General features: G+C 55.9%; 22 protein-coding genes and 2 tRNA genes. 11 read left to right on the forward strand and 13 right to left on the reverse strand.

Annotated features, from left to right (window positions below):
* Positions 1–298: 298 nt before the first annotated feature.
* The 7 genes from ACEYDX_RS06425 to ACEYDX_RS06455 all read right to left on the reverse strand — a co-directional run bounded on the left by ACEYDX_RS06425 (position 299) and on the right by ACEYDX_RS06455 (position 6,552).
* Positions 299–373: transfer RNA gene (locus ACEYDX_RS06425), tRNA-Glu, on the reverse strand.
* Between the two features lie 17 nt (positions 374–390).
* Positions 391–467 (reverse strand) — tRNA-Arg (locus ACEYDX_RS06430).
* A gap of 138 nt (positions 468–605) precedes the next feature.
* Positions 606–1,070 (reverse strand): recombination regulator RecX, encoded by a 465-nt coding sequence (recX, locus tag ACEYDX_RS06435; RefSeq protein ID WP_373741198.1) that lies wholly within the window; start codon positions 1,068–1,070, stop codon positions 606–608.
* A gap of 87 nt (positions 1,071–1,157) precedes the next feature.
* Entirely contained in the window at positions 1,158–1,868 is a 711-nt protein-coding gene (locus ACEYDX_RS06440) for a phosphoglycolate phosphatase (RefSeq protein ID WP_373741199.1), read from the reverse strand.
* A gap of 100 nt (positions 1,869–1,968) precedes the next feature.
* The gene (gene uhpT / locus ACEYDX_RS06445) at positions 1,969–3,363 is read right to left on the reverse strand and encodes a hexose-6-phosphate:phosphate antiporter (protein WP_373741200.1); all 1,395 of its coding nucleotides are present in this window, start codon (positions 3,361–3,363) and stop codon (positions 1,969–1,971) included.
* 322 nt (positions 3,364–3,685) lie between these two features.
* On the reverse strand, positions 3,686–4,903 hold the full coding sequence (locus ACEYDX_RS06450; RefSeq protein WP_373741201.1) for an aspartate kinase: 1,218 nt from the start codon (positions 4,901–4,903) through the stop codon (positions 3,686–3,688).
* 233 nt (positions 4,904–5,136) lie between these two features.
* A complete protein-coding gene (locus tag ACEYDX_RS06455) occupies positions 5,137–6,552 on the reverse strand; it encodes a sodium:proton antiporter (RefSeq protein WP_373741202.1) in 1,416 nt (471 codons plus the stop codon).
* Between the two features lie 361 nt (positions 6,553–6,913).
* Between ACEYDX_RS06455 and ACEYDX_RS06460 the strand changes: the two genes are divergently transcribed.
* Positions 6,914–8,491: an inorganic phosphate transporter gene (locus ACEYDX_RS06460; RefSeq protein WP_373741203.1), complete on the forward strand. Its 1,578-nt coding sequence runs from the start codon at positions 6,914–6,916 to the stop codon at positions 8,489–8,491.
* A 98-nt stretch (positions 8,492–8,589) separates the two neighbouring features.
* Here ACEYDX_RS06460 and ACEYDX_RS06465 read toward each other — a convergent pair whose 3' ends face one another.
* From ACEYDX_RS06465 to ACEYDX_RS06475, 3 genes are all read right to left on the reverse strand, one after another.
* Positions 8,590–9,426, reverse strand: coding sequence for a PHP domain-containing protein (locus tag ACEYDX_RS06465; RefSeq protein ID WP_373741204.1), 837 nt, complete (start codon positions 9,424–9,426; stop codon positions 8,590–8,592).
* 224 nt (positions 9,427–9,650) lie between these two features.
* On the reverse strand, positions 9,651–9,875 hold the full coding sequence (locus tag ACEYDX_RS06470; protein WP_373741205.1) for a hypothetical protein: 225 nt from the start codon (positions 9,873–9,875) through the stop codon (positions 9,651–9,653).
* The gene (locus ACEYDX_RS06475) at positions 9,847–10,086 is read right to left on the reverse strand and encodes an RNA-binding S4 domain-containing protein (RefSeq protein WP_373741206.1); all 240 of its coding nucleotides are present in this window, start codon (positions 10,084–10,086) and stop codon (positions 9,847–9,849) included. Before ACEYDX_RS06475 ends, ACEYDX_RS06470 begins: the two co-directional genes overlap by 29 nt.
* A gap of 168 nt (positions 10,087–10,254) precedes the next feature.
* Between ACEYDX_RS06475 and ACEYDX_RS06480 the strand changes: the two genes are divergently transcribed.
* The 4 genes from ACEYDX_RS06480 (at position 10,255) to dnaE (ending at position 14,921) form a co-directional block, all read left to right on the forward strand.
* The gene (locus ACEYDX_RS06480; RefSeq protein ID WP_373741207.1) at positions 10,255–10,443 is read left to right on the forward strand and encodes a DUF2892 domain-containing protein; all 189 of its coding nucleotides are present in this window, start codon (positions 10,255–10,257) and stop codon (positions 10,441–10,443) included.
* 34 nt (positions 10,444–10,477) lie between these two features.
* Entirely contained in the window at positions 10,478–11,026 is a 549-nt protein-coding gene (locus tag ACEYDX_RS06485; protein WP_373741219.1) for a rhodanese family protein, read from the forward strand.
* A 54-nt stretch (positions 11,027–11,080) separates the two neighbouring features.
* Positions 11,081–11,377: an ArsR/SmtB family transcription factor gene (locus ACEYDX_RS06490; protein WP_373741208.1), complete on the forward strand. Its 297-nt coding sequence runs from the start codon at positions 11,081–11,083 to the stop codon at positions 11,375–11,377.
* 106 nt (positions 11,378–11,483) lie between these two features.
* Positions 11,484–14,921: a DNA polymerase III subunit alpha gene (gene dnaE / locus ACEYDX_RS06495; protein WP_373741209.1), complete on the forward strand. Its 3,438-nt coding sequence runs from the start codon at positions 11,484–11,486 to the stop codon at positions 14,919–14,921.
* Between the two features lie 384 nt (positions 14,922–15,305).
* Here dnaE and ACEYDX_RS06500 read toward each other — a convergent pair whose 3' ends face one another.
* Entirely contained in the window at positions 15,306–15,941 is a 636-nt protein-coding gene (locus tag ACEYDX_RS06500) for a TetR family transcriptional regulator (RefSeq protein ID WP_373741210.1), read from the reverse strand.
* Positions 15,942–16,468: 527 nt separating this feature from the next.
* Between ACEYDX_RS06500 and ACEYDX_RS06505 the strand changes: the two genes are divergently transcribed.
* The 4 genes from ACEYDX_RS06505 (at position 16,469) to ACEYDX_RS06520 (ending at position 23,206) form a co-directional block, all read left to right on the forward strand.
* Positions 16,469–17,755: an efflux RND transporter periplasmic adaptor subunit gene (locus ACEYDX_RS06505; protein WP_373741211.1), complete on the forward strand. Its 1,287-nt coding sequence runs from the start codon at positions 16,469–16,471 to the stop codon at positions 17,753–17,755.
* A gap of 15 nt (positions 17,756–17,770) precedes the next feature.
* The gene (locus tag ACEYDX_RS06510) at positions 17,771–21,052 is read left to right on the forward strand and encodes an efflux RND transporter permease subunit (protein WP_373741212.1); all 3,282 of its coding nucleotides are present in this window, start codon (positions 17,771–17,773) and stop codon (positions 21,050–21,052) included.
* 131 nt (positions 21,053–21,183) lie between these two features.
* Positions 21,184–22,602, forward strand: a complete 1,419-nt coding sequence (locus ACEYDX_RS06515; protein WP_373741213.1) for an efflux transporter outer membrane subunit — start codon at positions 21,184–21,186, stop codon at positions 22,600–22,602.
* A gap of 472 nt (positions 22,603–23,074) precedes the next feature.
* Positions 23,075–23,206: a hypothetical protein gene (locus ACEYDX_RS06520; RefSeq protein WP_373741214.1), complete on the forward strand. Its 132-nt coding sequence runs from the start codon at positions 23,075–23,077 to the stop codon at positions 23,204–23,206.
* A gap of 21 nt (positions 23,207–23,227) precedes the next feature.
* Here the strand turns inward: ACEYDX_RS06520 and ACEYDX_RS06525 are convergent, their stop codons facing one another.
* Together ACEYDX_RS06525 and ACEYDX_RS06530 are read right to left on the reverse strand one after the other, a co-directional pair.
* A complete protein-coding gene (locus ACEYDX_RS06525) occupies positions 23,228–24,790 on the reverse strand; it encodes a peptidoglycan DD-metalloendopeptidase family protein (protein ID WP_373741215.1) in 1,563 nt (520 codons plus the stop codon).
* Between the two features lie 108 nt (positions 24,791–24,898).
* Complete coding sequence (locus ACEYDX_RS06530; RefSeq protein WP_373741216.1) at positions 24,899–25,045, reverse strand: hypothetical protein; 147 nt, start codon at positions 25,043–25,045, stop codon at positions 24,899–24,901.
* On the opposite strand from ACEYDX_RS06530, the gene ACEYDX_RS06535 reads away from it, so the two are divergent.
* Positions 25,032–25,580 (forward strand): YqgE/AlgH family protein, encoded by a 549-nt coding sequence (locus tag ACEYDX_RS06535; RefSeq protein ID WP_373741217.1) that lies wholly within the window; start codon positions 25,032–25,034, stop codon positions 25,578–25,580. The genes ACEYDX_RS06530 and ACEYDX_RS06535 overlap by 14 nt on opposite strands.
* On the forward strand, positions 25,573–26,049 hold the full coding sequence (gene ruvX / locus ACEYDX_RS06540) for a Holliday junction resolvase RuvX (RefSeq protein WP_373741218.1): 477 nt from the start codon (positions 25,573–25,575) through the stop codon (positions 26,047–26,049). Before ACEYDX_RS06535 ends, ruvX begins: the two co-directional genes overlap by 8 nt.
* The last annotated feature ends 495 nt before the right edge of the window (positions 26,050–26,544 follow it).

The raw sequence follows: 26,544 nt of genomic DNA on the forward strand, positions 1-26,544 counted from the left end.
GCTTCCACCTTATAGCCCCGATCTGAATCAGATAGAGAAAAAGTGGGCTTGGATTAAAGGTGTTAGGAATCGGCTGCGAATTACGGATGTGGATTGGCTGTTTCAGGTGTGTATCGATAAATAAGTTTATTTGCTATAGATTTCGGAAACCTGGTTTATTCTCATGCGTTTGTAAATATAACCATGGATGCCCGTTTATGCGGGGATAGTGGTTATCCACGGTACGTATCAATCAGCATATGCTCCGGATACGCCAAAAACAAAAATCCCCTGAATCTCTTCAGGGGATTTTTAAAACTGGCACGCCCACGGGGAATCGAACCCCGGTTACCGCCGTGAAAGGGCGATGTCCTAACCGCTAGACGATGGGCGCGGAATATAAATGTTTTCTGGCGCACCCGGAGCGATTCGAACGCCCGACCCTCTGGTTCGTAGCCAGATACTCTATCCAACTGAGCTACGGGTGCGGAAAGGCCACATAATAGGGAAAACGGGCGGGTATGTCTATCTTTTTTCGGGAACGTCGGTTTATTTGTATGAATTTTAAAAAGATATTTTCAGACGGCCTGTGGAGAAACATGGGCCAAGGCCCTGTATCGGGAGGGTTATAGGCCGTTTGAATCGGTATCTTCTTCCCATGCGGTTTTCATGGCGTACAGGGCGGTTTCCGTGTCGAAACCGCGGTAGAGCAGGAATCGCATCTGCTTCTGTTTTTCTTTGGCATCGGCTGCGGGGGCTTTGAATTTTTTGCGCAAAACGGCAGCGGCGGTTAGGTGTTCGCTGTTGCGCTCGGGCAGGTAGTGTGCGCTGATGTCTTCGCCGATGCCTTGCAGGGCAAGTGCCTGTTTGAGCCGCAATGCGCCGTGCCGTCCGCTCTTGCTGTGGATGTAGGTTTCGGCGTAGCGTTCGTCGGACTGCCAGCCGCGTTCGGCCAGTTCGTCGAGCAGTTGTTCGAGTTCGGCTTCGTTTTCGGCGTGGGGGGCGAGTTTGCGTTTGAGTGCGGCGCGGCTGGTTTCTTGGCGGGACAGGATGTCGAGGGCGCGGGCGCGCAGGGATTTTTGCGGTTTCATGTCTTTTCGGATGAGGCCGTCTGAAAGGTTTTCAGACGGCCTTGAACGTTGCTGGCGGACGGACGATGATAATTTGTTCCGTACCGCTTATTCGTCTTTTTCTTTCTGCGGTTGCAGGTTTTCGTAGATTTCGGGCAGGGAACGGATAATCCAGTCGGGGCGGGTGGCTTCGTCTCGGGCGAGTTGTTCCATGTCGCCGTAGCCGTAGGTGACGCCTATGCTCAGGCAACCGGCGGCTTTGGCGGCGAGGATGTCGTTGTGCGAATCGCCGACCATGATCATGTTGGCTGCGTCCACGCCGATGACTTCGGCTGCGTGCAGCAGCGGCAGGGGGCTGGGTTTTTTTTCGGGCAGGCTGTCGCCGCCGAGAATCAGGCTGAAGTAGTCGGCCAGTCCGAGTTGTTTCAACAGTTCGGCGGCAAGGATTTCGTTTTTGTTGGTGATGACGACCAGCGGAATGCCCAGCGATTTGAGCAGGCCCAATCCGGCTTCGGTTTCGGGATAAGAGCGGGTAAAGTCGCTGAGGTGGCTGCGGTAGTAGTTCATGAAAAATACGAAGCCTTTTTCCCATGTTGCGGGGTCGGCTTCGCCGTCGCGCGAATCGGTGATGACGCGGTGGACAAGGCTGGACAAGCCGTCGCCCACATAGCTTTCGACGGTTTTTGCAGGCAGGGGCGGCAGGCCGAGATGTTCGCGCGTGGCTTCGGCGGCGGCGGCCAAATCGGGTACGGAGTCGCAGAGTGTGCCGTCCAAATCGAAAGCGGCGGCTTGAACGTGGGACAGGGCAGGGGTGGTCATGGTGTCGGTTGCTCCGTTCGGTTGAAATGGTGAGATTGTAGCATTCTCAATGCAAAGGCCGTCTGAAAGTTTTTCAGACGGCCTGTACCGGCGGTTGGCCTTATGTTTGTTGAGAGTGTTTGGCAGCGGCTCTGATGCGCCGTTCTTCGCCTACGGCCACAATCGCCAGCAGGATGATGCCGAGTACCAAGGCAGCGTAGAAGACGATGAAGACATCATGCCAGCCGTGCAGGTTGTGGCCGAATACGTTCAGGCCGTCTTTTTTCGGGTCGGCAATCGCGGCAAGACCGACTTTGGCCATCGAGTCGCCGAACAGGTAGCCGAAGGTGCCGGTCATGCCGTTGGCGACGCTGATGCCTTTTTTGGGCACGAAGCCTACCAGCGAAATGCCGATGAGAAGCTGCGGGCCGAAAATCAGCGCACCGAGCAGGAACAGAGAGATGTTGACCATCATCACGGTTTCGGCGTGGCGGTACATATAGACGGCACCGAAAATCGCTACCATACAGAATACGGCCACGGCGGCACGGCGGCCTTTGACAAGGTCGGAAATGTAGCCCCAGCTCATGCTGGCCAGCACTGCGCCGATTTCGAAATACATGATGGTGTTGACCGCGTCGGATTTGCTGAAATGCAGCATTTCGGTTACATAAAGCGGTGCCCAGTTGTCGATGCCGATGCGGACGATATAGACGAATACGTTGGCCACGCACAGCATCCAAATCCACGGGTTGCGCAGCACGAATTGCTTGAACGCCTGCCACATCGGCATTTCGTCGGCTTTGTTGTTTTCTTCTTCAACCGGCTCGCCGAAAATTTCTTCGCAGCGGTTCCAGCCCAATTCTTCGGGGTCGTCTTTGCCGATAAACAGGGTAATGACGCCGACAATCAGCGCAATCACGGCAGGGAAGATAAACATGCCGTACACATTGCCGCCGAACATCATGTTTGCGCCCCACAAGGCCAAACCGCCCGCTGCCGCACCGCCGATGTTGTGCGACATGTTCCAGAAACCCAGATAGCGTCCGCGTTCCTGACGCGGTGCCCAGCGGGAAATGGTGGAATAGGCAGCGGGACCGCCCGCGGCCTGAAACACGCCGTTCAAGCCCCAAAGTGCCATCAGCATCCCCATCGGCGTGCCCGCATTACTGAGCAGCAGTCCCATAATCAGCACGCAGATTGCAGAACCGATCAGCATCACGGAAATGGATTTTTTGGTGTTTTTGTCGCTGATGTAGTAACCCACGGCGGTTTTTCCCAAGCCGTAAGTAATACTGAAAGCCAGACCGATGTAGCCGAGCTGGGTGGTGGTAAAGTCGAGTTGCTCTTTGAGCAACGGTTGCGCGGCTTTGAAGTTGTTTCTAATCAGATACATACACATATAAGTGATGAATACGACCAAAAAAGCCTTCAAAAACTGTTGCAGCCACATTTTGCGCTGTTGGGCAATCGGAATCCCTTGGTTGGGAATTTTATTGATGGAAAGGAACGACATGGCAGCCTCCTGACGGGTGTGAAAAAATATTGTGGTTTGTAACGGTTTGTATGATATGGCTTTGCGGTTTTTATGTACACAAACGGATTTGACATATATCAACGTCTGCAAAAAAAGCGGGTAAGCTGCACAAGGGCCGTCTGAATTTTTCAGACGGCCTTAAGATACTTTTGCAAAGGTCTCGGCCTTTGTGTACGGGGAGATAAAGCGGATAGGATAAAACGGTTTCACAACGTTTTGTTTGGGTTTTTCCATATAGTTGAAAAAAATCAGGCCGTCTGAAAATAAAATATTCAGACGGCTTTATGGAATTTCGGCAGCATCAGCCCAAATCGAATGCTTTGTGCAGTACGCGCGTGGCCAGTTCCATGTATTTTTCGTCGATCAAAACCGATACTTTGATTTCGGAGGTGGAAATCATCTCGATGTTGATGCCTTCTTCGGCCAGCGTGCGGAAGATTTTAGAAGCCACGCCGACGTGCGAACGCATGCCCATACCGACGGCGGAAACCTTGCATACGGTATCGTCGCCGGAAATCGATGTTGCGCCGATGCTGTCCTGCAGTTTGGCCAGCAATTCCATCGCCTGACGGTATTCGACGCGCGGGACGGTGAAGGAGAAGTCGGTGGTGCCTTCGGTGCCGACGTTCTGCACAATCATGTCGACTTCGATGTTGGCATCGGCCACTGCACCGAGAATCTGGTAGGCAACGCCGGGTTTGTCGGGTACGCCCTGTACATTGATGCGGGCTTGGTTTTTGTCGAACGCGATACCGGTTACGGCAGCTCTTTCCATGTTGTCGTCCTCTTCAAAGGTAATCAGTGTGCCGTTGCCGCCTTCCTGAAGGCTGCTCAATACGCGCAGGCGCACTTTGTATTTGCCGGCGAATTCCACCGAGCGGATTTGCAGAACTTTCGAGCCTAAGCTGGCCAGCTCGAGCATTTCTTCGAATGTGATGGTGTCGAGACGGCGGGCTTCGGGTACGACGCGCGGATCGGTGGTGTACACGCCGTCGACGTCGGTGTAAATCTGGCATTCGTCGGCACCGAGCGCGGCGGCCAATGCGACGGCGGAAGTGTCGGATCCGCCGCGGCCGAGCGTGGAAATTTCGCCGTCGGGGGTAACGCCCTGAAAACCGGCCACAATCACCACCCGGCCTTCGCCCAGGTCGGATTTGATTTTGCCGCCGTCGATGTTTTCGATGCGGGCTTTGGTATGGGCGTTGTCGGTCTGTACCGCAACTTGCCAGCCGGTATAGCTTTTGGCGGGTACGCCGATGTTTTTCAGGGCCATTGCCAAGAGGCCGATGGTTACCTGTTCGCCGGTGGCGAGCACCACGTCGAGTTCGCGCGGGTCGGGGATGTCCTGCATTTCGTGCGCCAGTGCGACCAAACGGTTGGTTTCGCCGCTCATGGCGGACACCACCACCACCACGTCGTGTCCTTCGGCGCGGGCTTGGGCGACACGTTTGGCGACGTTTTTGATGCGTTCGGCGGATCCTACCGAGGTGCCGCCGTATTTCTGTACGATTAACGCCATTTTTCGTGCTTTCTTGATTGGAAGGGTTTGCTTGCAAGCGGTTTGGAAAACCTGAATATTATTGCGATTTTTTGCGGTGCTGGCAAGGTTGAGGGGCGGATAAACGGTTATTTCCGTGCGGCAGCGGTGCAGTGGGGAAGGCCGTTTGAAATGCCTGCGTACCGTTTCCGTGCGGATAAATGAAGACAGGCCGTCTGAAAGGTTTTCAGACGGCCTGTTGCCGGGTGTGCAGGTCAGAAGATTTCCCATACGAAGAATATCAGCGTGTGCAGCAGGAACAGCGGCACGAGAATCCCGAACGACCAAGCCATATAGCCGAAGAAGCTGGGCATGTTGACTTTGCGCTGTTCGGCGATGGCCTTTACCATAAAGTTGGGCGCGTTGCCGATGTAGCTCAAGGCTCCCATGAATACCGAACCCATCGATACGGCCAAAAGGGTGTGGAACAGCGGGCCGGTCATCAGCGATTGCGCATCGCCACCTGCCATGTTGAAGAAAACGAGATAGGTCGGAGCGTTGTCCAAGAAGGCCGACAGCAGGCCGGTCATCCAGAAATACATGGTGTTGACCGGATTGCCTGCGGAATCGTGCACCATGGCAATCAGCGGGCTGAACGCGCCTTTTTCGCCGGCCTGAAGGATGGCTAGAACGGGCGCGATGGTAATAAAGATACCCAGAAACAGTTTGCCGACTTCGAGAATCGGCTCCCAGTTGAATTCGTTGCCCGCACGCACCTGTTGCGGCGTAATCAGCAGCGAACCGACGGTCAGCACAATCAGGATGATGTCGCGCATCAGGTTTTGCAGCGCGTAGGGCGTACCCAAAACATCGAAGCCCGGATGGTCGGGTTTCCAAATACCCGACATCAGTACCGCCCCCACCACGCCGGCCAGCAGCAGCAGGTTCCATTTGCCGTGGATTTGCAGTTTGCTGTCGGGCGAGGGGTCATAGGCTTCGATTTCGTCTTCTTTAGAAAAGAAATGGCGGTCGAGAAAGTAGAAAATGGTCAGCAGGATAACGGAACTGAGCACCACGGGCGGCAGCATATGCTGCACTGTCCACATAAAGTCCACACCTTTCAAAAAGCCGAGAAACAGCGGCGGATCGCCCAAGGGAGTCAGGCCGCCGCCGATGTTGGCAACGAGAAAAATAAAGAATACGACCACATGCACGCGGTGTTTGCGGTTGTCGTTGGCTTTGAGCAGCGGGCGGATAAGCAGCATCGCGGCACCGGTCGTACCCATGAACGAGGCCAATACCGTACCGATGGCCAGCAGAGAAGTGTTGAGTTTCGGGCTGCCGTGCAGGTTGCCCCATACCAAAATCCCGCCGGAAATGGTGTACAGGGCCAAAAGCAGCAGGATGAACGGAATGTATTCGCCTACCAGCGCATGGGCGACGGTGTGGATGCCTGTGTTTGCGCCGAATGTCGCCGTAAACGGAATCAGGAACAGCAGCGTCCAAACGGCGGTGATTTTACCGAAATGGTGATGCCATATTCTGGGAAAAAACAAAGGACCCGTGGCGATGGACAATAAAATCAGGGCAAACGGAATACCCCAGAGCGGGCTGAGTTCCGCACCGTTGAAATCGGCGGCTTGGGCAAACGCAGGAACCGACAGGAGCAGGGCGGCAGTTGGCAGTCGCATAAATTCCTTCTTTCTTTGCTTGGGTAGGTAAGATATTGTTTTCAAGATAATATTTTTATTATGGCTGGCAGGTTTTTGGCCGCTTGGGGCGGCTGTCATCCCGAGTGTGCTTGGGGATTGTAAAAGAAAAAGAAGCGCCGTGCCAAATCCGTATGGCAGGACTGCCGGCAGGGGAACGGCAGGAAACGAAGTGCGCGGCCGTGTATTTTTTCCTTGAAAATAAATGCAATATTTTGATTTTGTTTGTGAAATCGGTCTTGTTGGGGCAGGGTGGGATAAAGGCCGTCTGAATTTGCTTTCAGACGGCCTTTATCCCCATTATAATACGGCCGTCCACTCCCATCCATTCAAGGAAGCCGTAATGGTTCAAAAAAACAAGTCGGCAGCCAACATGAAAACCATCAATATCATGTTTGCCGCGCTGCTTATCGGTATGTCGGGTTATTTCGTCTTTTGGGGCTTGGGATACACCCAAAACAACCATTCCGTCCTGTTTCTCCTGGCCACGCTGTTCGGCATTTTCATGGCTTTCAATATTGGCGGCAATGATGTCGCCAACTCTTTCGGCACCAGCGTCGGTTCGGGAACGCTGACCGTTCCGCAGGCGCTGATGATTGCGGCCGTGTTCGAAGTGAGCGGCGCGGTGATTGCGGGCGGCGAAGTAACCGACACCATCCGCAAAGGCATCATTGATTTGAACGAAATGCACCTTGAGCCGATGCAGTTTGTCTATATCATGATGTCGGCGCTGCTGGCTGCCGCGCTTTGGCTGATGTTCGCCACCAAAAAAGGCCTGCCCGTTTCCACCACCCACGCCATCATCGGCGGCATGGTCGGCAGCGCGCTGTGCGTCGGCTTTATGAACGGCGGCGAAACCTTTTCGCTGGTGAAATGGGACAAAATGGGCGAAATCGCCGCATCATGGGTGCTGTCGCCCGTGTTGGGCGGGTTGGTTTCGTATATCGTGTTCAGCCAGATTAAGAAAAACGTGCTGGACTACAATGCTTGGGCCGACGAAACCGTGCGCGGTCTCAAGCAGGAGAAAAAAGCCTATAAGGAAAAACACCGCCTGTATTTCGAAAGTCTCGACGAAGCCGGAAAAATCGCCTGCGCCACCGCGATGGCCAAAGATGCGCAGATCTACAACGAGCCGGATTTCGACCCTGAAGAACTCGAATCGAGCTATTACAAAGGCCTTTACGAAATCGACAACCGCAAGCAGGGCGTCGATTCCTACAAAGCCCTGCATTCTTGGGTGCCGTTTATCGCCGCCATCGGCGGTATGATGATTGCGGCCATGCTGATTTTCAAAGGCCTGAAAAACCTGCATTTGGGCATGAGCAACGTCAACAGTTTTCTGACCATCTTTATGATTGGTGCGGCAATCTGGACGGCAACGTTCGTGTTCGCCAAAAGCCTCAAACGCAAAGACCTTGAAAAATCCACTTTCCAGATTTTCAGTTGGATGCAGGTGTTTACCGCCTGCGGCTTCGCGTTCAGCCACGGTGCCAACGACATTGCCAACGCTATCGGCCCTTTCTCTGCCATTATGGATGTTTTGCGTACCGGCGATGTGGGCAGCCAGAACGCCGTGCCGCCCGTCGCCATGCTCACGTTCGGCGTGGCCCTGATTGTCGGTTTGTGGTTTATCGGTAAGGAAGTGATTAAAACCGTCGGTACCAGCTTGGCCGAAATGCACCCGTCGTCGGGTTTTTCCGCAGAACTTTCCGCCGCCGCGGTCGTGATGGGCGCTTCGCTTATCGGCCTGCCCGTTTCCAGTACCCATATTTTGGTCGGTGCCATACTCGGTATCGGCTTGGTCAACCGCAATGCCAATTGGGCGTTAATGAAACCCATCGGCTTGGCTTGGGTGATTACCCTGCCTGCCGCTGCGGTGTTGTCGGTGGTGTGCTATCTGATTTTGAATGCTGTGTTTTAAAACCGATCAGCAGACAGGGCTGCTGCATAGAGGCAGCCCTTTTGCTGCTCCTAAAACCGGTAGCAATCATGCAAAGGCTGAGCCGTCTGAACAATTTTTCAGACGGCCTTAAAACATTCCCAAACCGGTTTGCAGATTTCGGGCAGTTCGGGACATGCACCGAGTATGCCGCCGCTGTAATCGCCCGTGCGGTGGAAATCGCTGCCGCAACTTGCCAGCAGGCCGTAACGTTGGGCGAGCAGCGCGTAGTTGAGACGGTCGTTTTTGTCGGTGGTGCCGCTGTGCACTTCGATGCCGTCGCCGCCCAAGGCTTTGAACTCTTCAAACAGATTGCGTTTGGCGGTGGCGGAAAAGCCGTAGCGCATCGGATGGGCGATGACCGCCAGTCCGCCCGCGCCTTTGATCGCATTCACGCACGAAGCCAAATCCGTCCATTGGTGAGGCACGGAACAAGGCTTACCGTCGCCGAGATATTTGGCAAACGCCTGCGCTTTGTTTTTGACGTGGCCGCTGCTGATCAGAAATTCGGCAACGTGGGTGCGCGACACCATTTCTTTGTTGGCGGCCAGCGCAAGCGCACCTTCGTATGCGCCAACGATGCCTTTCTTTTCCAGCTTGGCGGCAATCGTTTCCAGCCTGTTCAGACGGCCTTGCCGCACTTCGGCCAACAGGTTTTGCAGCGGTTGGTCGGTTTCGTCGAAATCCAGCCCGACCACATGAATCGTGCCTTTGCGCCATGTTACCGAGATTTCCACGCCGTTAATCAGGCGGATGCCGAGTTTGGCAGCTTCGCTGCGGGCTTCGGCAATCCCGCCGGTGTGGTCGTGGTCGGTCAGCGCGAGCATGGTGCAGCCGTTTGCATGGGCCAGGCGCACGACTTCGGCGGGGTTTAACGCGCCGTCTGAAACGGTGGAATGGCAGTGCAGGTCTATCATATTTGTCTTTCAAAGGCCGTCTGAAAAAGTTTTCAGACGGCCTGAATGTTTTGCGGGGAGAGCGGAATGATGCGGGGAGGGGGATGACTTTGCAGTATGCCCGCTTTCCCGATCTTGCTTCCATGCCGGGAATCGGCGTTGGGTTGTTAGGCGGCAGTTGCCCGGGCAAGGTTGCGGATTATCGTGAGATCGGGAATGTCGGCTGTGTTTCCGGACTGCGTTCTTCAGACGGCATCGGGGTTTTCAAGGCTGTCTGAACGTGCGTTCAGCCGTTTTTGCTGTGCATCGTAGGCGGCTTTTTCCTGCCAATAGAGGGTTTGGATGCAGGCATCGCCGCAGTCGCTGCCGCAGCATTCCCAGCTTTCAGGGCGGACGGGTTCGGGAAGCAGCGGTTCGTCCGAGTTGCTTTCAGACGGCCTGTCAGGACGGTTCATCGGGGTCGTAGCCATCGGCAATTTCCAATACGGCGCCGTTGTATTCAATCACTTCGCCGCCGCGTATTTTGGCGGTTTTGCGGGTTTCGGCCGAGCCGTTGCGCAACACCTGTCCGGCAGCAATCGCGGCTTTGGCCTGTCCGCCGCTGTCGGCGAGTCCGGCCAGCTTCAGCAAATCGCACAGGGCGATGTATTCGTTGTCTTCCAAGTAAACCGTGGCTTCCATCTTGTTATTTTCCTGTTTTCAGACGACCGGATTGTAGCACAGGCCGTCTGAATGAAAGGGCATCGCAACGGAAAATTCCGGCTGAACGTTTCAGACGCCTTGACATAAACCTGTTGTAATATTATATTTTTAATACATGTAAAAATTTTAATATTAAAGGAGTGGAATATGAAACGCAATGTCGGCGGTTTGGACCGCGCAATCCGCATTATTTTGGGCTTGGCTTTAATCATCGCCGCAGCCACGGGCGCAATCGGCTGGTGGGGCTGGCTGGGCATTCTGCCTTTGGCAACGGGCGTATTCTCGTTTTGCGGTCTCTACAGCCTGCTCGGTGTCAGTACCTGCGCGCGCAAATAATAAGGCCGTCTGAAAACGGAATAAGGTGAAACCGATGAAGATTCAGACCATTCGTGCCAAGGAAGTGAAGCAGAAACTGGCCGCCGGCGCGGTTTTGTTGGACGTGCGCGACCCTGACGAATACCGGCGCGAACACATCGACGGTGCGGTTAACCTGCCGCTTGCGCAGATACGTCCGCAAGGCCTGCTACCGGAGACGGTGGCCGCAGATGTGTTGGTGTTCCATTGCCAATCGGGTGTGCGCACGGCGCAAAACTGCGATTTGCTGGAACAGGCCGCACACGGAAAAGAAGCGTACATCATGGAACAGGGCATACAGGGTTGGAAAGCGGAAGGTTTCGCAACCGTAGTCGACCGCAAACAGCCTTTGGATTTAATGCGCCAAGTGCAGATGATTGCAGGTGCGACGGCGTTGGCGGGCGCATTGGGCGGCTGGCTGGTGTCGCCGTGGTTTTATCTTTTGTGCGGTATGGTGGGTGCAGGGTTGCTGACTGCGGGGATGACGGGCTTTTGCGGCATGGCGCGGCTGCTTCTGCTTATGCCGTGGAATCAGGCGCTGCGGCAGACGGCAAAATCAGGCTGATGCAGCGGGGCGATGTGATAAAATGTACAACGGTATTTTTAACTGAATCTTACGATGAATGACGAAGCCCCGCCTTATGCCGAAGCCGCCGATTTTTTGAAACTGCTGGCCAATCCCAACCGTCTGGCGGTATTGTGCAACCTGCACGAACAACGCCGCAATGTAACCGAGTTGGCGCAAATCACGGGTTTGCCGCAGGCCGCGATGTCGAGCCAGTTGGCCGTGTTGCGCGAGGCCGGACTGGTTGCCTGCGAAGTCAACCATCGCGAGCGGCTCTACTATATTGCCGACGAACGCGTGGGCAAAATGATTGAACTGCTGTATTCGTTTTATTGCGCGAAACCCGAATAGGAACCCTGTCGTGCAAAAAGGCCGTCTGAAATTTTCAGACGGCCTTTGATGTTTCAAACCCTGCTACAATATCCCCTTCAAGTTTGACTGCCCGATTAAGATTTCCATGCTCCAACCGACCTACATCCCCTTACGCGTACACACCGAATTTTCGATTACCGACGGCATGGTGCGGATTAAAAAGCTCGTTTCCAAAGCGGCTGAATACGGCTTGCCCGCGTTGGGCATCAGTGATTTGATGAACGAGTTCGGGCTGGTGAAATTCTACAAAGCCTGCCGCAGCGCGGGCATCAAGCCTGTGATGGGGGCGGATGTTTGGATTGCGAATCCCGATACGCCGGAAAAGCCGTTCCGCGCGATGCTGCTGGTGAAAAACAACAAGGGCTACCTGCGCCTGAGCGAGCTGCTGACGGCGGCTTATGTGGGCAAAGACCGCAATGTGCACCATGCCGAGCTGAATCAGGAATGGCTTTCAGACGGCGACAACAGCGGCTTAATCTGCCTGAGCGGGGCGCATTTGGGCGAAGTGGGCGTGAACCTGATGAACGGCCACGACAATGCGGCAAAAGCGGCGGCGCGGAAATACGCTGCGTGGTTTCCCGATGCGTTTTATCTGGAACTGCAACGGCTGCCGGAAGAGCGGCCGCAGTGGGAAACGGCGGTGCAGGGCAGCGTGAAGCTGGCGCAGGAACTGGATTTGCCGGTGGTGGCGACGCACCCGACCCAGTTTATCAACCGTGATGATTTCGAAGCCCACGAAGCGCGGGTGTGCATTGCCGGCGGCTGGGTGCTGTCGGACAAAAAACGCCCACGCGATTTTGCGCGCGGGCAGTTTTTTGTTTCGCCCGACGTGATGGCCGACCGCTTCGCCGATATTCCCGAGGCGCTGGAAAATACGGTGGAAATCGCGAAGCGGTGCAACCTGACGCTGACTTTGGGCAAAAATTTCCTGCCGCAGTTCCCCACGCCCGACGGCATGAGTCTCGACGACTACCTGACGCAGCTTGCCAACGAGGGCTTGCAGGAGCGCATGGCGCAGCTTTATCCCGATGAAGCGGAGCGGGCGGAAAAAATGCCCGAGTATCAGGAGCGGCTGGATTTCGAGCTGGGCATCATCATCCAGATGGGTTTTCCGGGCTATTTCCTGATCGTGCAGGACTTCATCAACTGGGCGAAAAACAACGGCTGCCCCGTCGGGCCGGGGCGCGGTTCGGGCGCAGGTTCGCTGGTGGCCTATTCCCTGAAGATTACCGATCTTGATCCGTTGAAATACGCGCTGCTGTTCGAGCGTTTCCTAAACCCCGAGCGTGTGTCGATGCCCGACTTCGACATCGATTTCTGCCAGAGCAACCGCGGCCGCGTGATTGAATATGTGCGCGAAAAATACGGTGCCGAGGCGGTCAGCCAGATTGTTACTTTCGGCACGATGTCGTCCAAAGCGGTGATACGCGACGTAGGCCGCGTGCTGGAGCTGCCGTTCGGTCTGTGCGACCGTTTGTCGAAGCTCGTACCGTTGGAGGCCAACCGTCCCGTCAGCCTCGAACAGGCGATGGAAATGGAGCCGGAAATCAAAGCCTTGCTCGATGCGGAAGAAGCGCACGAATTGATGGAGCTGGCCAAAAAACTGGAAGACCTGACGCGCGGTTTGGGTATGCACGCGGGCGGCGTCTTGATTGCGCCGGGAAAAATTTCCGATTTCAGCCCCGTGTATCAGGCCGACGAATCCTCGTCGCCCGTGTCGATGTACGACAAAGGCGACGTGGAAGACGTGGGCTTGGTGAAATTCGACTTTTTGGGTCTGCGCAACTTAACCATCATCGAAATGGCGCAGAATTTCATCAAAGAAACGCGCGGCGAGAATGTGGATGTCGGTAAAATTCCGCTCGACGACCAAGCCGCCTATCAGATTTTCCGTGATGCCAACACCACCGCTGTCTTCCAGTTCGAATCGACCGGCATGAAAAAAATGCTGAAAACGGCGCACACCACCAAGTTTGAAGAGCTGATTGCTTTTGTGTCGCTTTACCGTCCCGGCCCGATGGACAACATTCCCGACTTTGTCGCCCGCATGAAAGGCGGCAAGTTCGAATACATTCATCCCCTGCTGGAATCGGTGCTCGAACCGACCTACGGCATCATGGTTTATCAGGAACAGGTGATGCAGGCCGCACAGATTATCGGCGGCTATTCGCTCGGCGGTGCGGACTTGCTGCGCCGCGCGATGGGCAAGAAAAAGCCCGAAGAAATGGTCAAACACCGCAGCATCTTTGCCGAAGGTGCGGCCAAACAAGATATTCTGCGTGCGAAAGCCGACGAAATTTTCGACTATATGGAAAAATTCGCGGGCTACGGTTTCAACAAATCCCACGCCGCAGCCTACGCGCTGATTTCCTATCAGACGGCATGGCTCAAAGCCCACTATCCCGCCGAATTCATGGCCGCCACCATGTCGTCGGAATTGGACAATACCGACCAGCTCAAGCATTTCTACGACGATGCCCGCGCCAACGGCATCACCTTCCTGCCGCCCGACGTCAACGAATCCGACTACCGTTTCACGCCCTATGCCGACATGAAAATCCGCTATGCCCTCGGCGCGATTAAAGGCACGGGCGAAGGCGCGGTCGAAGCCGTCGTCGCCGCGCGCGAAAGCGGAGGAAAATTCACGGGACTGCTCGACTTCTGCGAACGCGTCGGCAAAGAACACGCCAACCGCCGCACCTTGGAAGCCCTTATCCTCGGCGGCGCGTTCGACAGCATCGAACCCAACCGTGCCAAACTCATGGGCAACATCGATTTGGCCATGTCCAATGCCGACCAGAAAAACGCCAACGCCAACCAGGGCGGCCTGTTCGATATGATGGACGATGCCATCGAACCCATAGAATTGCAGGAAATTCCCGAATGGAGCGAGTCGGAAAAACTCGCACAGGAAAAAACCGTTATCGGTTTCTACCTGTCCGGCCATCCCTTCGGCCCGTATGCCGCCGAAGTTCGCCAAATCGCCCCCACGCGCTTGGGCCGTCTGAAACCGCAGGACAACGTGCGCGTGGCCGGTTTCGCCACGGCCGTACGCACCATGATGGGCAAGCGCGGCAAAATCGCGTTCGTTACCCTCGAAGACCAAAGCGGTACCGCCGAAGTCATGGTAACGGGGCAGACGCTCGAAGAGTGCGCAGCCTATCTCAAAGCCGACCAAGTGCTGATTATCGAATCCAAAATCAGCCGCGACGATTACAATGGCGGCGACGCGCTCCGCATCATGGCCAATCAGGTCATGACCCTGCAAACCGCCCGCGGCCGCTACGCCAGAAGCCTGGGCCTGCTGCTGCGTCCCGAACACGACATTACACGTCTTGCCGAACTGCTCCGCAGCCACTGCCTGCCCGATACCGCACATATCCCCATCCGCCTGTCGTACAGCAACGATGCCGCTTCCGGCGATTTGCGGGTTTCTCCGAAATGGACGGTAACCGCCGGGGAAGAACTGTTCCACAGTCTGGAAGCGCTGCTCGGCAACAGAGCGGTCAGGGTAAACTGGTAAGGGCTGCAAACCGTTGCAGGCCGTCTGAAAACATTTTTCAGACGGCCTTTTCGTTGGCAAGCGTGTTTCGGCATATGTGAGTGTTAATACTTGGCTGTTTGTCATCGGCTGTGTTTGCGCAGAGCATTGGTTTGCACGGCGATCCCTATGGCCGTTATTTCCGCGCAGGCGGGAATCCGGCGTTCATGTTCGTCAGTGATTGTTTAAAAAAGATACCGGATTCCAAATGTGAATTCCCGCCTGCATGGGGATGACGGAACTCGGAGAATTCCGTCTTAGTCTGTTCCGTATGCCGTTGACACAATATCCGCACAGCCTTTCTCAAAAACAGTTAAGGCCGTCTGAAAACGTTTTTCAGACGGCCTTTTGCCAGACGGAAAACTTCTACGGCACTTTGCGCAGCATGGGGCTGTTTTTCAGATTGTCGAGCATCATCGGGATGATGCGGGCGGCCATTTGGTTGAGTTCAAAGGAGTAGGGCGCGTTAAGCCACTGGTATTGCAGGCCGGTAATGTTGGCCTTGATGTAAACGGATGCCGCGTCGATGTCGAGCGCGGGATCGAGCGAATGCTGGGCGATGCAGTCGTTCAAGATGTCGTGCAGCTTTTCGTTCCAGAGCGTTTGGTATTTGCTCATGATGGAGATGATGGCTTCGTTTTGCTCGGTATGCTCGCATTTCCGGTAAAGGATGTTGTAAAACTTATTGTGCAGGCTGTTGCTTTCGACGCGGAGAAAGAGTTTCATCAGACTCATGCGGAAACTTTCCCAAACGTTGTCGGCTTCGTTGGACAAGTCTTCGGCCATGCACGAGTCGATGTCGTTGCAGATGCGTTGGAACAGGGCTTCGAACAGGTCTTCTTTGTTTTTGAAATGCCAGTAGAGCGCACCGCGGGTAACGCCTGCGTTTTGGGCGATTTCGTTGAGCGAAGTGCGGGCGACGCCTTTTTTATGGAAAGTGTCGAGTGCCGCCAGCATCAGGTGTTCGCGGGTTTTTAAGGCTTCTACTTTGGTTTTTCTCATAATAAAACAGTGGTTTGTGTTTGTCGGAATAGCGCGTAGTATAAAAAATAATGGCCGAACATGCAAGAATGTATGTATAATGCGCGGCAAACGGAACGCGGTTTTCCAACACTTTGTGTCCCGCCGTTCCCATCCCACTCCTGCACGGCTGACGGAATACGCCGGACTGCGGGCGTGCGGCAACAGCATGAAACGGGTTTCCGCTTTGTTTAGGACAGCGGTTCTGATTGCCGGTTCGGCGGGATTGCCTGCAGGCGGTTTTGTTTTCGTGCCGTTGTCGGCGTCCGTGTCCGGAAGCAGTATTCCGCCGTGCTGTTTGGTTTTGGGGAGAGGCGGATTCGGCAGCAGCCTGCCAGTGCAGGCCGTCTGAAAATGTACGGGAAAACCGGTTTGGCGCAAGGATTGCGAAGCAGGTGTTTTCCGCCGTATATACGGTGTTTTTCAGACGGCCTTCCGAATTTTTGCCGCCGTTTCCAAAATGGTTTTTACATTGATTTCAAAAAGATTTTTATAGATAAGGAATAACGATGGTTCTCCACATTTCTGACAAACTGCGTTTGGCCGCGCTGGCGGCTGCAACCGCACTGGCTTTGGCGGCTTGCGGCGGCGGTTCGGAAAAAGATGCCAAAGGCGGCAAAGGGGCGGTGGCGCAAAACGGCCAGAAGCCGCCCGCTCCGGTAGTGGGTGTGGTAACGGTGCACCCTGAAACGGTGTCGGTTACCACCGAGCTGCCCGGCCGTTTGGAGTCTAACCGTACCGCCGACGTGCGTGCGCAGGTCGGCGGCATCATTCAGAAACGTCTGTTTGAAGAAGGCAGCTATGTGCGCGCCGGACAGCCGCTCTACCAACTCGACAATTCCACTTATGCCGCAAATCTGGAAAGCGCGCGCGCGCAACTGGCCACGGCGCAGGCTTCGCAGGCCAAAGCCGCGGCGGATGTGTCGCGTTACCGTCCGCTGGTTGAGGCCGATGCCATCAGCAAGCAGGAATACGATGCGGCCGTTACGGCGAAACGTTCCGCCGATGCAAGCGTGAAAGCGGCCAATGCCGCGATTAAGTCGGCGCAGATCAGTTTGGGCCGTTCGCGCATCGTTGCGCCGATTTCCGGCTTTATCGGCCAGTCGCTGGTGTCGGAAGGCACGCTTTTGAACGCGGGCGACACCACCAAACTCGCCACCATCCGCCAAACCAATCCGATGTATGTGAACGTTACCCAGTCGGCCACCGAAGTGATGAAGCTGCGCCAGAATATTGCCGACGGCAAGTTGCAGGCGGTGAACGGCGGCATCGAAGTGGACATTAAATTTGAAGACGGTTCGACATACGGCCAGAAAGGCCGTCTGTTGTTTGCCGATCCGACGGTTAACGAAAATACCGGCCAGATTACCCTGCGCGCGTCGATTCCCAACGAAGGCAACGTGCTGATGCCCGGCCTGTATGTGCGCGTTTTGATTAACCAGGCGCAGATTCCCAATGCCTTTGTGGTGCCGCAGCAGGCGGTAACGCGTGGCAAACAGGATACGGTCATGATTGTGAACGCTCAGGGAGGCATGGAACCGCGTACGGTTACGGTTGCCCAACAGCAGGGCAGCAACTGGATTATTTCAGACGGCCTTAAAGACGGCGATAAAGTGGTGGCCGACGGTGCGACCATCGCCGGCATGATGATGCAGCAGGGCGCGAAAAAGGTAACGCCGAAAGAATGGACGCCGCCTGCGAAGGCGGCCTCAGGCGGTGCGCCGGCCCAAGGTCAGCCTGCCGGCAAGGCTTCGTCCGCACCGGCAGCAGCGCAGGCCGCTTCTGAGAAGAAATAACGAAGGACACGTCTAATGGCTAAGTTTTTTATCGACCGCCCGATTTTTGCGTGGGTGATCGCCATCTTTATCATTTTGGCGGGTGTGTTCGGCATCCGCAGCCTGCCCGTATCGCAGTATCCGGCAGTGGGCGCGCCCACTATCCGCCTGACCGCCAGCTATCCCGGCGCATCGGCGCAGGTGATGGAAGACAGCGTGCTGTCGGTTATCGAGCGCAATATGAACGGGGTAGAGGGCATCGACTATATTTCCACCAATGCCACCGCCAACGGCAGCGGTACCGTTACCATTACCTTTACGCCTGAAACCGACGAGGATTTCGCACAGGTGGAGGTGCAGAACAAGCTGGCCGAGGTGGAAGCCCAACTGCCGGCCACCGTTCAGCAGAACGGTGTCAACGTGGCGAAATCGCGTTCCAACTTCCTGATGGTGCTGATGCTGTCGTCGGACACGATGTCGACCGAAGAAATCGCCGACTACATCGAGCGCAACATCAAGCCGGAAGTCCAGCGTATCGACGGGGTGGGCGAGGCACGCCTGTTCGGCTCGCAACGGGCCATGCGGGTGTGGGTGGATCCGAAAAAACTGCAAAACTTCAATCTGTCGTTTGCAGACGTTTCGGCGGCCATTAGCAGCCAAAACGCCCAGCTTTCGGTCGGTACGATGGGCGAACTGCCTGCGGTGCAGGGGCAGACCATTGCCGCCACCATTGTGGCGCAAGGCCAGATGAGCAAGCCTGAGGAATTCGGCAACATCATCCTGCGCTCCAATACCGACGGCTCCAACGTGTACCTGCGCGACGTCGCCCGTATCGAATTGGGCAGCCAGAGTTATGAAGCTTCGACCAAACTCAACGGCAAAGCCGCCGTGGGTATGGCGGTTATGCTGTCCAACGACGGCAATGCGACGGCAACGGCCGCCGCCGTGCGCGAGCGGATGGAGCAGTTGGAAAAATACTTCCCCAACGATGTGAAATGGACCGTGCCTTACGATACGTCCAAATTCGTCGATATTTCGATTGAAAAAGTGATACACACGCTGGTCGAAGCGATTGTGCTGGTATTTATCGTGATGTTCGTTTTCCTGCAAAACATCCGCTATACGCTGATTCCGACGATTGTCGTGCCGATTTCGCTGTTGGGTGCGTTCGCCTCGATTTATTTCCTCGGTATGTCGATTAACGTGCTGACCATGTTTGCGATGGTATTGGTCATCGGCATCGTGGTGGACGATGCGATTGTGGTGGTGGAAAACGTCGAGCGCATTATGGCGCACGAAGGCCTGCCGCCGCGCGAAGCCACCAAAAAGGCGATGGGGCAGATTTCCGGTGCGGTTATCGGTATTACCGCCGTGCTGATTTCGGTGTTCGTGCCGCTGGCGATGTTTACCGGCGCTACCGGTAAAATCTACTACCAGTTTGCCGTTACCATGGCGATTGCGATTGCGTTTTCGGCATTCTTGGCATTGTCGCTCACGCCTGCTTTGTGCGCGACGATGCTCAAACCGATTCCCAAAGGTCACCACGAAGAGAAAAAAGGTTTCTTCGGCTGGTTCAACCGCAAATTTACCCGCACCACGCACCGCTACGAAGGCTGGGTGGCCAAGTTTCTGAAAAGGGCGGGGCGCATGATGGTGGTGTATGTTGCGCTGATCGGCGTAGCGGGCGTTCTGTATGTCAACGTGCCCAAGTCGTTCCTGCCTACCGAAGACCAAGGCAGCCTGATGATGATGGTGCAACTGCCTTCCGGCGCCACCAAAGAGCGTACGGATGCCACTTTGGAAATCGCCAATAAAGTCATTACTTCTATGCCGGAAGTGGAAAACTTCCTGGGCGTATCCGGTTTCAGCTTTGCGGGTTCGGGTCAGAACATGGGTTTCGGCTTCATTACCCTGAAAGACTGGTCTGAGCGTGGAGAAGGCGGCAGTGATGCGGCATCGGTGGCCGGCAAACTGACCGGTGCGTTGATGGGCAGCGTGCGCGACGGTTTCGCCATCGTAATGAACCCACCGGCCATTATGGAACTGGGTACCAGCAACGGTTTTGAAATGTATCTGCAAGACCGTAACAACAGCGGCCACGAAGCATTGCTGGCCAAACGCAACGAGCTGATTGATAAAATGCGCAAAAACCCGATGTTCGATGCCAGCAATGTGCGTGCGTCCGGTTTGGAAGATGCGCCGCAGCTCAAAATCGACATCAACCGTCAGGCCGCCGCCGCACAAGGGATTGATTTCTCCAGCATCCGTACCGTACTCGCTACGGCCTTGGGTTCTTCCTACATCAACGACTTTCCCAACAACGGCCGTCTGCAACGCGTGATTGTTCAGGCAGATGCCGCCGCGCGTATGCAGCCTGCCGATATTTTGGCGTTGACCGTCAACAACAGCAGCGGCATGGCCGTACCGCTTTCCACCGTTGCCACCGCCACTTGGCAGACCGGCATGGAACAAAGTGTGCGTTTCAACGGCTATCCCGCCATGCAGATCAGCGGTGCGGCTGCGGAAGGTTATTCTTCCGGCGAAGTGATGGACGAAGTGCAGCGGATGGTTGATGAATTGGGCGGCGGTTACAGTCTCGAATGGGGCGGCCAGTCGCGCGAAGAAGCCAAGGGCAGTTCGCAGACCTATGTGCTGTACGGTTTGGCCATTCTGGCGGTGTTCTTGGTGTTGGCCGCGTTGTACGAAAGCTGGTCGATTCCTTTGGCCGTGATTTTGGTGGTGCCGTTGGGCTTCTTGGGCGTCGTGTGGGGTGTGAACGGGCGCAACCTGTTCGATTTCCTGATGCAGTCAGGCTTGGTTAAGGCCGGCGTGATGCCCCCACAGGCGATGAAAGGTGCGCAATACCTCAACGACATCTACTTCCAGGTCGGCCTGATTACGGTCATCGGTTTGAGCGCGAAAAACGCCATTCTGATTATCGAGTTCGCCAAAGACCTGCAGGCGCAGGGCAAAACCGCGCTTCAGGCGGCCTTGGCTGCGGCGCATCTGCGTTTCCGTCCGATTATCATGACTTCGTTTGCCTTTATCTTGGGTGTGGTGCCGCTGTATTTTGCATCGGGCGCAAGTTCGGCCAGCCAGCGCGCCATCGGCACAACCGTGTTGTGGGGCATGCTGATCGGTACGGTTTTGGCCGTATTCCTTGTGCCGGTGTTTTATGTGGTAGTGCGCAAGTTCTTCAAGGAAACCGCGCACGAGCATGAAATGGCCGTGGCGCACGCCGCCGAAGCGGGCGCAATGGTCGACGACAACGAAGTGCACTACGAAGACTTGGAAGACGGCCCGGACAGGAAATACTGACGGTATGTTCAGTCGGCCTTTCGCAGGCCGTCTGAAACCGCTTCCGGCCAACCCCGTTGCATTGGAACAATACCGTTTTCAGACGGCATCCTGTTATAGGCCGTCTGAAAACAAAAAACAGAAGGAACGATATGAGCATCCTGAAATTCAAAACCGCGTTCAGCGCAATTGCCGCAGCCGCAGTACTGTCGGCCTGTACCATGATTCCCAAATACCGGCAGCCGCAGGTGGATGTGGCGCAAAACTTCAAATACGACAATGCCGCCAACGGCATCCAGGCCGCATCGCTCGGTTGGGAAGACTATTTTGCCGACCCGCGCCTGCACAGCCTGATTGAAATCGCGCTCAAGCGCAACACCGACCTGCGCACCGCCGCGGTCAACAGCGAAATCGTGCGCAAACAGTACATGATCGCCCGCAACGACCTGCTGCCCGACGTGAACGCCAGCGCCACAGGCAGCCGTTCGCGTTCCGCCGCTGATTTGAGCATGACCGGCCGTTCCGGCATCAGCTCCGCCTATACGGTCGGCTTGGGCGTAACCGCCTACGAACTCGACCTGTTCGGCAGGGTACGCAGCAACAGCCAGGCCGCCCTGCAAAGCTATTTCAGCAGCGCGGCCGCACGCGATGCCGCCCACCTCACGCTGGTGGCGACGGTGGCCAAAGCCTATTTCAACGAACGCTATGCCGAAGAGCAGATGGCACTTGCCCAGCGCGTTTTGAAATCGCGCGAGAAAACCTACAGCCTGACCCGGCTCAAACACAAAGCGGGCGTGGTTTCCGCCATTGATCTGCGCCAGCAGGAAGCCCTGATTCAGTCGGCCAAAGCCGATTACGAAAGCGCGGTACAGGGCAAAGAGCAGGCGCGCAACGCATTGGCCGTTTTGATTAACCAGCCTGTCCCCGACAGCCTGCCCGCAGGCCTGCCGCTGGCCAAACAGTTCAAAATCAGCCGCCTGCCCGCAGGCCTGAGTTCGGAAGTCATGCTCAACCGGCCCGATGTGCGCGCCGCCGAATTCAACCTCAAACAGGCCAACGCCAATATTGGTGCCGCCCGTGCCGCATTCTTCCCCAGCATCAGCCTGACAGGTACCGTCGGCACAGGTTCCACAGAGCTGAGCGGCTTGTTTAAAGGCGGCAACGGCACATGGGCGTTTGCCCCCGCAGTTAACATCCCCATCTTCAACTGGGGCAGCAACAAAGCCAATCTCGATGTGGCCAAATTGCGCAAGGAAGCCTCCGTCATCGCTTATGAAGCTGCCGTACAAAACGCCTTCCGCGATGTCGCCAATGCCCTTGTTGCCCGCGAACAGCTGGATAAGAGCAACGCCGCACTCACCAAACAGAGCCGCGCTTACAGCGAAACCCGCCGCCTGACCGGCCTGCGTTACCGCCACGGCATCTCCAGCGCGCTCGACCTGCTGGATGCCGAACGCAGCAGCTACGCCGCCGACACCGCCCTGTTGGCCAACCAGCTTACCCGTTTGGAAAACATGGCCGACCTTTACAAAGCGCTCGGCGGCGGCTTGAAGCGTTATACCAATGACTGAGCCGCAATTTTGCAGATCAAAGGCCGTCTGAAAACTTTTTCAGACGGCCTTTGTTTTACGGAGCCGTTTATTTTGAACGGGATGACCGGCGGAAGGTCAGGGTGGTGAACCGCGCAAACCGTTGCGGCAGGTGCGTTTGCTTTCCGCATAACGAACCCGTGTTGGTTCGGTAACAAAGGCTGGGCCGTCTGAAAAATATTTTTCAGACGGCCTGTTTGCGGTTGTGGAGAAACATTTGTCAGAGCAAGGGTTCATCGGGAGACATGCAGTATCTGCATGATGCGTTAATCTGCAAATCACAACCGTTGTTCAAATGACCGTCATTCCCGTACAGGCGGGAATCCATGGCTGATACCGCAAGCGCATGAATCAACAAGTTTCCGTTTTCTCTTGGTTCAAGGCGGCTTCCCAACTGTACAGAAGTACCGCGATTTGAATGACCAAATATAACGATGGTTTATTCGGATATGTTTTGAACACACCGGACTTCTGCAAATTCGGACAGATGCGGATTAAAGGCGGGATTGCGCAAGATAAAGCGGCGCATGGAAACGTTCAGACGGCCTTAACGCTTGTGCAGCGTTTAAGGCCGTCTGAAACCTGATCGGTATGGGGGATTCGTCAGTCAGCGCACCCACGACAGCGGGTTCATCGGCTGTCCTTTGTGGCGCACTTCCAGATACAGCCCTTCGCCCGCGTCGGGCAGGCTGCCGCTGGTGCCGATGACGCGGCCGTTCTGCACTTGGGTGTTTTCGGCAACGGCGATGCTTTGCAGGCCGGAGTAGATGCTGGCGTATTCGTCGCCGTGGTCGATGACCACCACTTTGCCGTAGCCGCCCAATTCGCCCGCAAAGGCGACGGTTCCGCCGGCAATGGCGGCCGCGGCCGCGGGACGGGTATGGTAGAACACGCCTTTCCAGGCGGTACCGTCGTCGCGTTTGTCGCCGAAACGGTTGACCACCGTACCCGGTACGGGTGCTTTCAGACGGCCCTGCATCAGGCTGAAGCTGTCGGGGTTCACAATCGGCACATATTCGGGCGCACGCAAGGCCAAATCTTCGGCGGTCAGCATCGACTGCTGTTGCAGCTCGGCGGCTTTGCGCGCGGCACGGGCTTTACGGGCGCGTTCGGCGGCCAGACGAGCGGCTTTTTTGCGGGCAATGGCTTCCTGACGGCGTTTCTCGGCGCGGCGTTTTTCCAGCTCCGCCATCAGGCGGTTCATGCGCAGTTCTTCCTCCCTGCGCTTGGCGGCGCGCTGCTGCGCCAGTTCCGCCTGACGGCGTTTTTCGGCCTGTTCGCGGCGCTCCTGCTCTTTTTCGCGTTCGCGCGCACGCATCTTTTCCTGTTCGCGCCCGCGTTCGCGGATGCGCTCTTGGGCGGCGCGGCTCCGTATGTTGTCGGCTTTATCGGCATTGCGGACGGCGCGGTATTGTTCTTTCGATACGGTTTTTTCGTCTTGGCGCAGATTTTTCGCACCTTTGCCGCGATCGGATTCGGCAGCGGCCTGACGGTGGGACGCTTTGCGGTCGGTTTCCTGTTTGGTATCGCGTGCCGCTTTGCGGTATTGCTCTTTCGTTGCCGTTTTGTCGTCGGTGTCCGGGCTTCTGCGGTTTTGCGGGAGACGGTTTGCCGTTTTCTTGTCCGCATCACGGGTGTCGGCCGCGTTTCTGCCGTTGCGGCGGTATTCGGCAGCCGTTGCGCTGTTTTCCGCTTTCCTGCGGTTTTTCAACGGTTTGTCCTGCGCATTGTCTGCCGTTTTGGGCCGTGTATCCTTCGGGGTGTTTTGGGCGTTTTTCGTATCCCGACGGTTGCGTTCCGCGGCCTGTTCCTGCTGTTCCGAGGCACGCGTTTTCAGACGGCCGGCTTTGGCGTTTTGCTCTTGAACACGCGGATTTTCCGGAGCGCGTCTGCGTTGCGCAGAGTCGGCGGTCTTGCCGTTTGGTGTTTTTTCTTGACTTCGTTTGTTCAGACGGCCTTGGGGTTTGTCCGAATCCTGCCGCTGTTTGGCCGTTTTTTCCTGTTTGGCGGCTTCTTTGGCTGTTTGGCGGCGTGTGTTTTTCGCTTCGGCGGTTTCGGTTTTTGCGGTTTTCTTTGCCGTTTTTTTCACGGCGGGTTTTTCGGGCGGGGCGGCTGTGGCGGAAACGGGAAAGGCAAGAGACAGGGCGAGCAGTAAGGATTTGAATCGCATGGTTTTTTAAGGGAAAAAATAGTGGAAAAACAGGCACGGATTATACGCGAGGCTCAGGCCGTCTGAAAATATTGCCGACGGTACACAACAGGGCGGTTTTATCAGGTTTTACGTTTCAGACGGCATCAAGGGTTTCGGACGGTGTGCTGTCTGCTTTTCCGCTGCGCTTGCAAAATCGTGTTTCGGCCTTAATATAGTGAAAATCTGCACGACCCAGCCTGTCAAATCAAACGGAGCGATTATGAATCTAGCCAACCATTTCCTTGTGGCCATGCCCGCGATGGACGACCCTTTTTTCGAGGGCAGCGTGGTTTACCTGTGTGAACACGGCGAAGAGGGCGCGCTGGGCATCGTCATCAACAAGCCGTCTCCCGTAACCATGGATTTGATTTTCGCCGGCAGCGGCCGCAACGTGTCCGCCCGTTTCCAAGACGACTGCGTGATGATGGGCGGCCCCGTGCAGATCGACCGCGGCTATGTCGTCCACACGCCGTTGGGCGGCTGGCAGAGTACGCTGGCCGTTACCGACGAAATCGCGCTTACGGCATCGCGCGACATCATCGAAAACCTGGCCGACCCCGAAAAAGTCGACAAAGCGGTGGTCAGCATCGGCTATTCGAGCTGGGGCGGCGGCCAGCTTGAAAAAGAACTGGCCGAAAACGTATGGCTGACCGTGCCCGCCGACCCCCATATCCTGTTCGACCTGCCTTACGAAGAGCGTTATCAGGCCGCATTCGCCAAACTCGGCATCAGCCCTGCCCAAATTCCGCAGGGAGCGGGCCATGCCTGATATTCCGAAGGGAACCACGCTCGCCTTCGACTTCGGCGAAGCGCGCATCGGCGTGGCACAGGGCGATGCCGAACTCGGTCTGACCCACCCGCTCGCCACCGTGACCGGCAACAGCAACGAAGCCAAATTCGATGCCATCGCCAAACTCGTTGCCGAATGGCAGCCGCGCCAGTTGGTTGTCGGGCTGCCGGTACACGCCGACGGTACCGAACACGAAATGACCCGCCTTGCCCGAAAATTCGGCCGCCGTCTGAACGGACGTTTCAACCTGCCCGTATATTGGGCGGACGAACGCATGACGTCGCTCTACGCCGAAAGCCTGCTGGCCGAGGCGCAGGTGTTCGGTAGAAAGCAGAAACAGGTGCTCGACCAAGTGGCGGCGCAGGCACTGTTACAGGGATTTTTCGAAGGCGGTGCAGTAGAGTTTTTCGACGGGCGGGAAGCGCAGAACCAATCTGCGGAAGATTAAAAATGCCCCGATGAGCCAAATTACCCGATAAATACATACAGGCCGTCTGAAAAATGTTTTCAGACGGCCTTTGCTGTATTCGCTGTTAACCGTATCAGGTTTGTTGCGGTACTTATCTTGCTGAGGCCTTGTTCAGACAGACGCTTGTACCGTCATTCTCTATTATTCGGGCAGGCGGCATTCAGGCAGATACTTATCCCGTCATTTCCGCGCAGGCGGGAAGCCATATCGGATGTTCACCATTGCCCGAGCTGCACAAACGCATTCTGTCTTTTGCCATGAATTCCCGCCTGCGCGGGAGTGACGGGAGTTGGATGGTTGTCGGGAAAATCCAAGAAAATACTGAATCCGGTAAGGTATAGCAAATAAACATATTATTCGATACAATTCCACCATGGCCTATTCACAAGACTTCAAACAACTCGTGCTCAAAAAACTCCGTCAAGGATGGACGATTCGTAGAGCCGCAAAAGAATTCGGCATCGCCATCTCCAC

The sequence above is a fragment of the Neisseria sp. genome (genome assembly GCF_041804105.1).
Lineage (GTDB): Bacteria > Pseudomonadota > Gammaproteobacteria > Burkholderiales > Neisseriaceae > Neisseria.